This is a genomic window from Candidatus Francisella endociliophora, assembly GCF_000764555.1.
Taxonomy (GTDB): Bacteria; Pseudomonadota; Gammaproteobacteria; order Francisellales; family Francisellaceae; genus Francisella; species Francisella endociliophora.
Genome location: NZ_CP009574.1, coordinates 988,338 through 1,000,852, shown reverse-complemented (window position 1 = coordinate 1,000,852; position 12,515 = coordinate 988,338). Strand labels below are relative to the sequence as shown.

Here is a 12,515-nt window from a genome sequence, read left to right as displayed (position 1 = left end):
AGCTAATGAGTAGATGGCTTCTTCAAGAAATAACAACTATAAGGTAAAAATATAGTTAAACCAATAAGTGGCAATAGCACAAATGCAAAAGCAAGGGTAAATTCACTACCTAAGTCTATCTGGCTCATAATGGCTGTTGTGATTGAGGCAATGCCCATTTGCATAAAGCCCATGATAGATGAGGCAGCTCCAGCTGTGGTGGTGAAGTTCTCTAAAGCAATTGGAGTAAGTAGTGGAACACTAAAAGATACTCCTACAAAAGTTAGAGATAAAACACCTGTTAGAGCCAATGATAGTTCTAATCCTGAGAGATTTTTAAATGTATAGACACAAAGTATTCCAGATATTAGAGTACATATCATTCCAAAATTTATTAGGTATTTATATGCGACTATACGGCTTAGTTTTGAGCATACCAAAGATCCTATAACTACGGCTGTAACCATAATTGTTAGTAGGTATAAGAAGTTAGATTTTTCTAGCTTAAGTATATTTACAAAAATATCAGGTGCAGTTACTAAGCATGCATATATTACACTGATATTTATACCAAGGACAAAAGTTGCGAAGAAAAACTGGTGATCTTTAAAAAGAGAGAAGTAATTTCTAAATAGCGACCTAATAGTTAGAGCTTCATAATTTTTTTCTCTAATGGTTTCTGGGAAAAATAAAGCTACTTTTATAAATAATAAACTTGCAGCTATTAATAGTACCCAAAATATCAAAGCAGGGCTTAAGAAAACTCCAAGGACAGCTCCGAATGCTGGAGCTAAAGCAAAGGCTATATTCATAATCGCAAATATAGAGCCTTGCTCATTGACTTTAAATGCATCCTTGACGGCAACTGTTGCGATAACTCCACCAGCAGCGGCACCAAAACCTTGAAGAAGCCTAGCATAAATTAGAGTATCGATATGATTAGTTATTAAACAGATTATTGAACTGATAATAAAAAAGCATGATCCTACTAACATAATTGGTTTACGCCCAAATCTATCTGAGAATGGGCCATATAATATTTGACTAATAGAATAGCCAAGTAAGTAAGAGGTTATTGTAAGCTGGACATGTGGATAGTCTGTACCAAGTAGCTTTTTGAGCTCTGGTAATGCTGGGGCATATATTGTGTCGCCAAATGGTCCTAAAGAAACCATTAACAACAAAATAAATAGAGAGGGTCTTATGCCTTTATACATTATTTAGGTTTACCTTTACTAAAATCGCCTATTATTACGTTAACATTTAAGCCTTTTGAAGCCGAATCTTTTTTGCTATCCTTATCAGGTTTTTCTTCAGGTGACTTAGGATTCTCCTGAGGTAAAGGATAGATTTTATCTACATTACTACCTTTATCAACTTCATAATCACTTAGTACACTATCATATACAACCTTGTCACTATATGCATCAACTAAGTATGCTGTACCATTGTCTGCTTCAACGAGAATGCCCTTTTCTGTAGGTATTAGTTGACCTGATATTCCATAGTCAAATATTTTGCTTTTAGGTGTGAGTTTGTATCTTCCAAGATACTCGCCATTTAGTGAGTTAAAAAAGTGTAAATATCCTTGATAATCAGCTACAACTATCATGCCTTTATAATAAATAGGAGCTGTGATTTTGCGCCATTTAAGAGTATCTTGTGTCCAAGCGGTATCGCCATTTTGGATGTCGTAAGCTTTTAATTCGCTATTATCTTGAGTTGTAAATATTATGCCATTATTTATGGCCATATTGTTTATGATAGATGCTTTTTTTGCCCAAAGCATTTTACCGCTATCTCTATCTAGGGTAACTATAGCTCCCTGATATGCTGCAAATATAAGGTAATTACCATATAACATTGGATTGGCTGTTATATCAACCATCTTGTCAGCTGGGGAGGATCCGTGAGCTATAGCTATAGGAATATTTATTGTTCTATCACCATCTTTTAAGGTAAAGCCTAGGACTGTACCAAAAGCATTACCAATCATCACAGTATCATTTAGAACAATTGGCGAAGAGTTACTAGGTAATGTGATTTCTGGAATATTATTAGAAGCACTCCACTTTTTTGAACCATTTCTAGCGTCAAAAGATGCTACAGATCCGTCATGAGTATGGGTATATATGTGGTTGCTGTATATGGTTGGTTGAGAGAAAATACTGCTTGGAGCATCTGTTCTCCATAAAGTGTTACCATCTTTTATATCTATCGCAGTAAGTACACCTTTTATTGAGCCAAATATTACAGCATTTGCTATAGTGTTAGGCTCAGATGATAGGCTTGTACCCGTGTCATTTCTCCAAACTATTTTACCATTTGTAATAGCTAAACCATAAGCCATACCGTTTTGATTTGGTATAAGAACCATATCATCAGCGTAAGCAGGGGCAACATTATAATTAGCTAATCCACCATTACCGTTACCAGTTTTTCTTTTCCATTTAACTTTTACATGAGTTTCTTTAGGAGGCTTTATATCTAGGGGGGTAGGTGGAGGAACATTACTTTTAGAGCAACTAGCTACTAGCAAAGATAATAGTAGAGGTGCTGCAATAAAATATAACTTTTTCATGATTAGTTAGGATTGTTTATCTGTTGAGTAATTATTTGTTTAAATTCTGGAGAGCTACTAGGATCTTGTAATGCTCTTTGCCATGTTTGTATAGCTTTTGTTTTGTCTCCTTTTTCACTATAAGCTTGGCCAAGTAGAGATAAAGGGTAAGCACTATTTTCTAATAATTTTATACTTTGTAATGTTTTGATTGCTTTTTCTGGCTCTTTAGAAGCAATATAAAGCTTAGCTAATCTTGTTTTAGTTATATTTGTTAAGCTATCATTAGGGTTAGCTTCGATACTTTGCTGTAGAGCATATATGGCTTTTGGCATATTGCCAATATTCATTTTAAAGTTTGTAGTATCTAGCTTAGTAGGTATTACATATAAATCAGCTAATTGCCAGCTAGCAAAAATACCAAAACTAGTATTTGGATAATTATCAACTACTGTTTGAAATTTTGCAGCTTTTGTTTCAAGTGATGATTTTGTGTTTTCACTAGCAATAAGAGCTTTTTGATAAGCTGTAGAAGCTTCAAGCATTTGCTTATTATCATTTGACTTATAAAATTGTAAAATTATGGCGCATATTATTGCAACAGCAATAATTCCTACAATAGTATATAAAGCTTGGTTTTGCTTTTTTGATAAGTTCTTGATATTCATATTTTGATACTTATTTGTGAAATCTAATTTGTATTAAACTGTCATCATCTTATCATAAATCCGACGCTGATGTTAGATAGTTTAGGCTTTAGCATTTGCTCAACTACAAAAAAAAGGCTAAGATTGAGGTGGTGAGGGTTATTATGAATATAAATAAATCTAATTTGAAAAAGTATTCTTATTGCAAGGGTGTCTCGTTGATAGAAGCGCTTATATCTGTTGCAATAATGTTATTTATATTATTTTCTATGTTTTTGGTTTTTAATTCTGCAATTCTGTCATCAAGTGTCGTTGATGATAAGGTAAATCTTTATGATCAGCTAAATGATAGAATTGATAATTATAGATTAACAGGAGTCTTTGATAACACTAGTTCAGGAACGATAACTTTTTCTGAACAACAATTGAGTGATCCAGAGCTTATTAGATTTACAATTAATGACTCAAGTAACGGAGGTATGACAGTATCTAAAGATGTCGCTAAATATACATAATTCGTTTTAAATAATTCAATGTAACAAAAATGTTACACAGTGATACATTTCTGAAACAGACTTCTATTTCTTAATTTCCTATAATCTATTTTGCTAAAAAAATCAAAAGAGAGTAAAGCTTTACTTTCATTAAGAAATATAAAGATATATTTATGAGATTTTCTAATGGATTACAAAATGTAAGAAAAAGATTGGGATTAACTCTAGTCGAATTGCTTATAGCTTCAACAATTTCGATTATAGCAATTGGAGTTAGCATAACTATTTATGCATCAGCTAAAGAAAACTACAGTGTAGCAGCAAATAAAAATGTATCAAATATTACACAGTTAAATATAAAGAAAATCATTTTAAAGGCTATTAGAACAGCAGGTTTATCTTGTGGACATGGTTTTACAATTACAAATTATATTGATAGAACGGGAGATATTATTAGTTCAAATAGTTTTTTATTAGATGGCTCAAGTGTAAGGATAGGTAATGTATCTTTTCTAGGAGCACTAAGTGGTCAAAGTGAGAATTATCAAGCTAATACTGACTATATCATGGTTAAAACACAAACTTATGAATCTTTATTATCACAAGATATTGCTAATACCACAATATATGCTGATTCTATTGATGGTGTAACAGGTGGTGATTACATAGCTGTTTGTAATGATAGCGGAGTTAATTTAGTAAAAGCTAAAACTATAAATATAGACTCTAATCAAATTGAGATTGAGCAGACGCCATCTAATTACTTTGGAGCAGGAGATTATATTGGCAAGTTTCAAGTACATACATACTATATAGGAAGCACTGACAACATTGAAGGAGGAGATCCTATATATGCTTTATATTTGAATGTTAATGATGGGGTTGTATCTGAATCTTATAAGTTATTTGACAGAGTTAGTGATTTAGAAGTTTATTATGCAACAGTTAATGAACAAGAAGTTAATTGGACGCATATTGACTCAGATATTGATATAGAGCAGCTTGGTTCTCCAGCTATTCAAGTAAGGTTTAAGGTTGATATGAAAGAATATAAAAAAACAATATTGTTGTGATCTGTAGGAAAGAATATGAAAATTAAGTCTAGAAAGATAAGAGGATCATCGCTACCAATTGTATTGATTATTTCTTTTGTTATTCTAATTACAGTATCTGCTTTAGCGTATAATTTTCATAGAGATTTAGGAACTATTAGAGTTTTGTTAAAGGATGATAATTATGAGCAGATTAACCAAGATAATGTTGATGATATTCCAGATAATATTCCTGATTCTGACTATACTATTGGTACACAGATTGTTGGAGACTATAAATTTATTAATAATATAATAACGGTCGATCCATTATTTTATACTTTTAATACAAATTCAGAATTATATAATGCCGAACCACATGTGATTAATTATCAAATTAAACATGAAATTTATCATAAAGATGTGAGATTGAGTGCAGAAACGGTGTCCATTAATAAACTTCCTGATTATGCTTTGGAACAATATTCAGAGAAGTTAATTCCTCTAAATATACCATATTTAAATATAAAATCATTTACGGAAGACCAAAAAGAAAATCTTTTGGATAGTAATGGGAGAATTATAGATAGCTTTAATGGTAATGTTGGATATCTTGAAAAAGAACAAGATATGTTAGTGGTAAATATTGGGAATGAATCTCAGACGATAGATCTTAAAAGCTATAAGTTAGATGAAAATTATAACGTTTCTATAGGTTGGAATCTTATTAAAGGACATTGGGAGATAATGCTAGCAATTTATGATCAAGATCATTTGCTAATATCTTCAACTAAATTAGAATCGTTAGAAGAAAGCAGCACTTTAAATCAAATAATAGTTAATCTATCAGATTTTAAAACGATTCATAATGAAAATAGTTTAGTAGATGTTGCTATGGCTAAATGGTATTTCAATAGTTCTCAACAACTCCCTAGACTTTTACTAGCTACAGGTGAAGAACAAAATGAAAATAGAGTTGATGTAAGGCTTTATGATGTCTTTTATGAAACTAGAAAAAGTCGCTATGAAGCTGAATATATGGGAGAAATTAATGATATCGGTCAAATTACTCCTGCTGAATTTCATATAACTCCCTTAGACTCTAATATGAACTTAGGTACTAGTGATGTTTTTATATTAGCTGGGGATAAATTATATGATTTGGGTAAGTTGTCTGATAAGAAAATTTCTAATGGCGATAAAGAAGAAATAAGCCTTAATTTGAAAACAGAGAAACCACCAATATTTGTAAAAAAAGCAGACGGAAGCTTTTATGTTATAACATATGATAGTAACGGTTATAACCAATATAGCTATACTTTAAGCTCAAAAGTTATTTCTGGTCAAAGAGTAGAGCTATTTAATAATGAAAACCTTGAAAAAATTATTGTTAAAGATGGTGTGAAATATGCTATTACAGATAAAAGTATTTATGTAATAAATTTTGCAAATGAGATCATTAATAGAATTAATGTTAGTGAATATCTGATTAATCATAACCAACAAAATGATGAGGGTTGATGAGTGGTGAAGTTTATGTGTGTGAATAGAAAAATAAGGTTGGCATTTTTGAGAATATTTTTGCTGTTTGCTGTTTGTATTATGACCACAAGTTTTGGATATGCTAAGTGTGATTTGGTAAAAGCAAAATCTGGGGTTACAGGAGAGATCGTTTTTAAATGTAATAAAGATACTTCTCTGATTGATAATAAGTTGAGTTTTAAGATTAAAGCTAATCATAAAACTAAAAATGAAATTATAGGAATTAGTAATGTTTGGATTGACAAAGCATATGCTAACTATGATATTACTAATGAAAATGGATTTAATGTCGAGGCAAATTTTTACAAAACTTGGACACAAAATAATCCTTATATTGCAGAGGCGAATAAGAAGATAACATTAAAGTTCGATATAACAGATAAAAATGAGAAACACTATGATATAGAGTGGGGAGGGATAAACCTAAACTCAACTTCTCAACAGTCGACTAATCCCTGCACGATAATCAATAATAATAAATCAGACTTTAGCAATAGTGATGCTAATACAAGATTAGAACTAAAATGTAATAACCAAGAGTTGGTTGATGAGAATGCTATAGTTCTATATATTGATTCTAAGAAAAATGATAATGATGAAGCAATTGTTAACTCAATAACAAATATATGGGTATCAGGTTCACATAGTGCAGATGCTAGATATACAGTTGAACAAGTTTCAGATACTCGAAAAAAGGTTGTGATAAATATATATAAATGGTGGCCTCAGGATGAAGGGTATAAGATTGTTGATGGTAGTACGCTTAAAATAAACATATCATATTGGTTTAATAGCTGGCCATTTTATTATACAGTAAGTTTACCTGAGGAAGATCAGGGTCAACAAGATCCTGAACAAACTAAAGAAATTAATGCTTATCAGTTTAAAAGAGACCTTTCTGGTCTTATATATACTTTTAAAGATGAACTTTTTTGTTTAGAAACCTCTGATTGTAAGCCTGAAAAATTATATATTGATTATAAGTGCGAAGAAAATGGTAATTGTGAAGCGATAGACAGACTAAATGAGATTCGTTTAGGTATAATAAGCGAGAAAGAGCTTTAGTTGTATTATGGTTTTTGTGAATGGTCTATATTTAATGTTGTCATATTCTATGATAAACTAGGTAACTGTTTTTCTAAAAGTACCTTGACTATTACTATTTAAAAAATATGGCATTAATATCTTTAGCAATTGATTATAAAAAGTCACCTATAGAAGCTCGTAGCGAGTTTGCGCTATCAGGGTTGGATGTGCCTATGCTATATAAATCAATACTTGCTATAGAGAATGTCTCTCATGCGGTAATTTTATCTACCTGTAATCGTACTGAAATTTATTTAGAGATATCAGATCTGAAAGTGGTAGATGACGCTTTAGCATGGTGGCAGAGTTATGTTAGAAATCCTAAGTATAAGATAAAAGATTATTTCAAGTTAAGACAGGGTACAGAAGTTATCATGCATCTTATGAAGCTTGCTTGTGGTCTTGAATCAATGGTTTTAGGTGAACCACAAATACTTGGACAAGTAAAAGAGTCATATACCCATAGTAAAAATAATCATGCTATTGGTAAAGAGCTAGATAGAGTATTTCAAAAAGTTTTTGCTACAGCAAAAAAGGTTCGTAGTGAAACAAGAATAGGTCATTGTCCTGTATCGGTTGCTTTTTCAGCAATTTCTTTGGCAAAAAAACAGCTTGATAATATTTCAACAAAAAATGTACTTATATTAGGTGCAGGACAAACAGGAGAGTTGTTGTTTAGGCATGTTACAGCCCTTGCACCTAAAGAGATTATGCTTGCTAATAGAACAATTGAAAAAGCAGAGAAAATAACATCTGCTTTTAAAAATGCAAGTGCTCACAATTTAGAAAATTTAGATGAGCTACTCAAAAAAGCTGATATTGTAATTGCTGCAATAAATGTCAAAAGCTATATTGTTTCAGCACAAGATGTTGGAACTAAACCTAGAATATTTATTGATATATCAATACCCCAGGCCTTAGATCCCAAGTTGGGAGATTTAGAACAAAATATTTATTATTGTGTTGATGATATAAATACAGTTATAGAAGATAATAAAGATAAAAGAAAGCATGAGAGCTCAAGAGCTCAAAAAATTATTGTAAAATCTTTAGAAGAGTATTTAGAGAAAGAAAAGTCTATTATTTCAAATAGTGCTATTAAAGAACTTTTTGAAAAAGCTGATGGCCTTGTGGATTTATCCTTAGAAAAAAGTCTATCTAAAATTAGAAATGGCAAAGATGCTGAAGATATCATGAGAAGATTTGCCTATGAAATTAAGAAAAAGGTTCTTCATTATCCTGTTGTGGGAATGAAGGAAGCATCTAAGCAAGGTAGAGATGATTGTCTTGTATGTATGAAACGTATGTTTGGTTTAAATGTGGAAAAATAAATGAAAGATTCTATTAAAGCGAAATTACAAAGTTTGATAGAGAGGCACGAAGAAGTTAGTGCTTTACTAAGTGATGCAGATATTATTTCTGATCAGAATAAATTTAGAGATTTATCTAGAGAATATTCACAGCTTGAGCCTATTGTTAAGGCTTTTAAAAATTATACTCAAGCCTTAGAAGATAAGGAAGCTGCGCAAGAAATGCTGAATGAAAAAGATGCAGACCTTGTTGAAATGGCAAAAGAAGAATTAAAACTAGCTCAAGAATCGATTGAAAATTTAGAGGGTGAGTTGCAGATACTTCTTTTACCAAGAGACCCTAATGATGATGCAAATGTTTTCTTAGAAATTAGAGCTGGTACTGGTGGTGATGAAGCGTCTATATTCTCGGGTGACTTATTTAAAATGTATTCAAAGTATGCTGAACAAAGAGGCTGGAAGGTAGAAGTGATATCTGCAAGTGAAGGTGAGCATGGAGGATATAAGGAAATTATTACAAAGATTAATGGTGATGGTGCTTATTCTCAATTAAAATTTGAGTCAGGAGCTCACAGGGTACAACGTGTTCCAGCAACTGAGTCACAAGGTAGAATTCATACATCAGCATGTACTGTAGCTGTAATGCCAGAGGTTGATGAGGTTGAGGGTATCGATATCAACCCAGCAGATTTGAAAGTTGATACTTTTAGAGCATCTGGAGCTGGTGGTCAGCATGTTAACAAGACAGATTCTGCAATTAGGATTACACACATTCCAACAGGTGTAGTTGTTGAGTGTCAAGATCAAAGGTCGCAGCATAAAAACCGTGCAGCAGCAATGTCTATGCTGAAATCAAGATTGCTTCAAGCAGAGATTGATAAACAGCAAAAAGAACAATCGGATACGCGCAGAAGCCTAGTAGGAAGCGGTGATAGATCTGAGAGAATTAGAACATATAATTATCCACAAGGTAGAGTTACAGATCATCGTATAAACCTTACATTATATAAGCTCGATGAGGTTATGGAAGGTTATGTTGATAGTATAATTCAGCCTTTAATTTTAGAACATCAAGCAGATCTTTTAGCAACTATGTCTGATGAATAATCATACAATTTCATCTTTTATTTCCTCAATTTTTGATAGTTATAAAATCAAACTAACTGATGATATAACAACTCTAAAATATGATATTCAAACAATTATCTGTGATGTTTTAGATGTTAATAAAACTTATTTATATTTAAATTCTGATAAGCAATTAGCTAATGATGAATTTGAACAGATAAATTTAAGAGTATCAAGATTAATTAGAGGAGAGCCATTAGCTTATATTTTAGGCTATAAATATTTTTGGGATCAAAAGCTGCTTGTAACACAAGATACCCTTATACCTCGTGCTGATACAGAAGTTTTAGTCGAGTCTGTTTTGGATAATATAGAAAATAAGTCTGCTAAATTGAAAATATTAGATCTGGGAACAGGTGCTGGTGCAATAGCTTTAGCATTAGCTGGAGAATTACCAAATAGTGATGTTATTGCTGTAGATTTTTCTAAAAAAGCTCTAGAGGTAGCAAGAAGAAACGCTAAAGAAAATAATATAACCAACATTAAATTTATGCAAAGTGACTGGTATCAAAGCTTAGAGAGTGAAGAATTTGATATTATAGTTTCGAATCCTCCTTATATAGATTTTTCTGATTCGGATATTGATGTTGAGGTGACTAAGTATGAACCATCGACAGCACTTTTTGCTAAGAATAATGGTCTAGCAGATATTGAGATAATTATTTCTCAAGCTCAAAATTTTTTGAAAGATAGGGGGCAGATATATATAGAGCATGGCTATGCCCAGGCTAGAGCTATCCAAGAAATATTTAAAAATCATGGTTTTAAATATATTCAAACAGTAAAAGATTTAAATAGTAAAGATAGGTGCACACAAGCTTTATATTGTAATAGAAGTACTTAACTCTCTATAGTTTCCTTTGCTTGAGTGGGCTAAGTTAACATTTGTTTTGACTCTATCTTCAGATAGTTCTATTGTTTTAATTGAACGTTTGATCTCTTTATGAGGAGCTTCATTATTATAAGAAAATTTAGGCTGCTTTGTATCTAAGTAGAACTCATGAACTTCTTTTTTCTTTATCTCTAAAGGAGTGTCTTCAGTAGTTTTCTTATGACTAAAAAATAACATTACAACTATAATGATTATAAATAAAAAAATACAGCTAAAAATGAGGAGTTTTTTCATATTAGTCCTCTACTAAATTCTTCTCGTTAGCAGTTTTTTTACAGTAAGCAACATAACGTTTATCTGTAACTATTAGGTAGAATATTGCACCGATTAAACCTTCAAAATATGTATGATCTATTGGAGAGACAATACAAATAAAGATAATAAATGGCATAACTAATATTATCAGTGGCTTAAACCCAATTCTTCTGTATTCAAATGCGCCAAAAATTGTCATAAGAATAACCAAAATGATACTAAGATGTATATTCGTCTCAACTTCAACAGTGTTTAGAAGCATTGTAAGTAATACAAAGACAATCATGCCAAAGAATCTCGTTTTAGGAGCAATAGCTCCCATGCTAATAGGTGCAGCCATATACCCAAGAATATTAAATCCTGTAACTATAAGCATAAGAGCTGCCCAGTTGTCAGAGAAAAGTAAGAAAACAACACAAATTATGAAGTTTGCAATTAAAGATCTTCTAGAAATATTTACTTTTGGATTTATTTTTGCAAAGTATCTAGGCATTTGTCCTTCTGCAGACATTGCATAAAGCATTCTAGAAGATGCTCCTAGATAGCTATAACCAGTTGCAGATGGGCTAACTATACTATCGATAATTAGTAGTACAGCAATATAACCAAGGCCTATTAGAGTTGCAACTTGTAGTAAAGGAGATTCAAAATCTAGTCCAGCCCAGCCACCTTTCTCAACTAAATATTCATGAGGAACAGCATGCATAAAGGCATACTGTAGACCCATATATAAGATTAGAACTAAGGATAGTGATAATATAATGGCTAAAGGAACATTTCTTGAAGGATTTTTAATTTCACTACTATAAGCAACAACAATCTGAAAACCATTAAATGTATATACTAGACCACCAGCAACAATAGCTGTTAGTGCGTTACCTGCTGTAAAAGTGTTATTAGGGATATCATCAGAAAATAAACTATGATGCTCTCCACTATGTGTGAATGCATATATCAAGAATATTACAACAATAATTGCTGGAACAAACATCTTAAATACTGTTATACCATTATTAACACTTGCTAGCAGCTTAACACCATAAAAGTTGATTATTAGATATATTATTAATATAAATATTGATAGCATCATTCCGTATGTTGAAATAATTCCATTATTCATTAACCATTCGAATCCTTTAATCCCTGCTAAATATTGCGTAGTTGCTTGTGCTTCTGTGGAGATCATTACCACAATACCAAACCAGTTAGCAAATGCAAAAGGCATCGCAAAAACACTATTGTGTGACAGTGCACTTGATCTTGTAGTTGCGCCTCTTACAGGATAAACAGAAACAACCTTAGCAAGACATAGACCAACCATCATAATCATGATGGCAGCTAGAATCCATGCTAAAAATGCCCAGTTACCAGCAGTTTTTGCAGTTAGTTGAGCACTAAATAGCCATCCAGAGCCAACCATTGATGTTACACCAATTAGGATTGCACTAAATAGAGACATTTTCTTTGAAGTATTAAACTCCATGTTATTTTCCTATTTAAAAAAAATGAATATACTTAAAATATACACATAAAAGCTTTTGATTAGCAATAAAATATTGGCTAAAGTTAAAAGAATTTTTTAGTATAAACT

General features: G+C 31.7%; 12 protein-coding genes. 7 read left to right on the top strand and 5 right to left on the bottom strand.

Annotated features, from left to right (window positions below; all coding sequences use genetic code 11):
• Positions 1–2: 2 nt before the first annotated feature.
• The 3 genes from QI37_RS05000 to QI37_RS04990 are packed head-to-tail and all read right to left on the bottom strand — an operon-like array spanning position 3 to position 3,201.
• Positions 3–1,196 (bottom strand): multidrug effflux MFS transporter, encoded by a 1,194-nt coding sequence (locus tag QI37_RS05000; RefSeq protein WP_040009112.1) that lies wholly within the window; start codon positions 1,194–1,196, stop codon positions 3–5.
• The gene (gene bamB / locus QI37_RS04995) at positions 1,196–2,560 is read right to left on the bottom strand and encodes an outer membrane protein assembly factor BamB (protein WP_040009111.1); all 1,365 of its coding nucleotides are present in this window, start codon (positions 2,558–2,560) and stop codon (positions 1,196–1,198) included. The genes QI37_RS05000 and bamB overlap by 1 nt, the downstream gene beginning before the upstream one ends.
• 2 nt (positions 2,561–2,562) lie before the next feature.
• Positions 2,563–3,201: a YfgM family protein gene (locus tag QI37_RS04990; RefSeq protein ID WP_040010716.1), complete on the bottom strand. Its 639-nt coding sequence runs from the start codon at positions 3,199–3,201 to the stop codon at positions 2,563–2,565.
• A 149-nt stretch (positions 3,202–3,350) separates the two neighbouring features.
• Between QI37_RS04990 and QI37_RS04985 the strand changes: the two genes are divergently transcribed.
• The 7 genes from QI37_RS04985 to prmC all read left to right on the top strand — a co-directional run bounded on the left by QI37_RS04985 (position 3,351) and on the right by prmC (position 10,621).
• Positions 3,351–3,701, top strand: a complete 351-nt coding sequence (locus tag QI37_RS04985) for a type II secretion system protein (protein ID WP_052399158.1) — start codon at positions 3,351–3,353, stop codon at positions 3,699–3,701.
• 152 nt (positions 3,702–3,853) lie between these two features.
• Positions 3,854–4,753 (top strand): hypothetical protein, encoded by a 900-nt coding sequence (locus QI37_RS09965; protein WP_052399157.1) that lies wholly within the window; start codon positions 3,854–3,856, stop codon positions 4,751–4,753.
• A gap of 15 nt (positions 4,754–4,768) precedes the next feature.
• Entirely contained in the window at positions 4,769–6,232 is a 1,464-nt protein-coding gene (locus tag QI37_RS04975) for a hypothetical protein (protein WP_040009109.1), read from the top strand.
• A gap of 21 nt (positions 6,233–6,253) precedes the next feature.
• Positions 6,254–7,318, top strand: a complete 1,065-nt coding sequence (locus tag QI37_RS04970; protein ID WP_144242708.1) for a hypothetical protein — start codon at positions 6,254–6,256, stop codon at positions 7,316–7,318.
• A 107-nt stretch (positions 7,319–7,425) separates the two neighbouring features.
• Positions 7,426–8,670, top strand: coding sequence for a glutamyl-tRNA reductase (locus QI37_RS04965; RefSeq protein ID WP_040009105.1), 1,245 nt, complete (start codon positions 7,426–7,428; stop codon positions 8,668–8,670).
• A complete protein-coding gene (gene prfA, locus QI37_RS04960) occupies positions 8,671–9,756 on the top strand; it encodes a peptide chain release factor 1 (protein ID WP_040009104.1) in 1,086 nt (361 codons plus the stop codon).
• On the top strand, positions 9,749–10,621 hold the full coding sequence (gene prmC, locus QI37_RS04955) for a peptide chain release factor N(5)-glutamine methyltransferase (RefSeq protein ID WP_040009102.1): 873 nt from the start codon (positions 9,749–9,751) through the stop codon (positions 10,619–10,621). Before prfA ends, prmC begins: the two co-directional genes overlap by 8 nt.
• Here the strand turns inward: prmC and QI37_RS04950 are convergent.
• Positions 10,598–10,903 carry a hypothetical protein gene (locus tag QI37_RS04950; RefSeq protein WP_040009101.1) on the bottom strand — a complete coding sequence of 102 codons (306 nt, stop codon included), beginning with the start codon at positions 10,901–10,903 and terminating at the stop codon, positions 10,598–10,600. The genes prmC and QI37_RS04950 overlap by 24 nt on opposite strands.
• A gap of 1 nt (position 10,904) precedes the next feature.
• Positions 10,905–12,407, bottom strand: coding sequence for an APC family permease (locus QI37_RS04945; RefSeq protein ID WP_040009099.1), 1,503 nt, complete (start codon positions 12,405–12,407; stop codon positions 10,905–10,907).
• Positions 12,408–12,515: the final 108 nt, after the last annotated feature.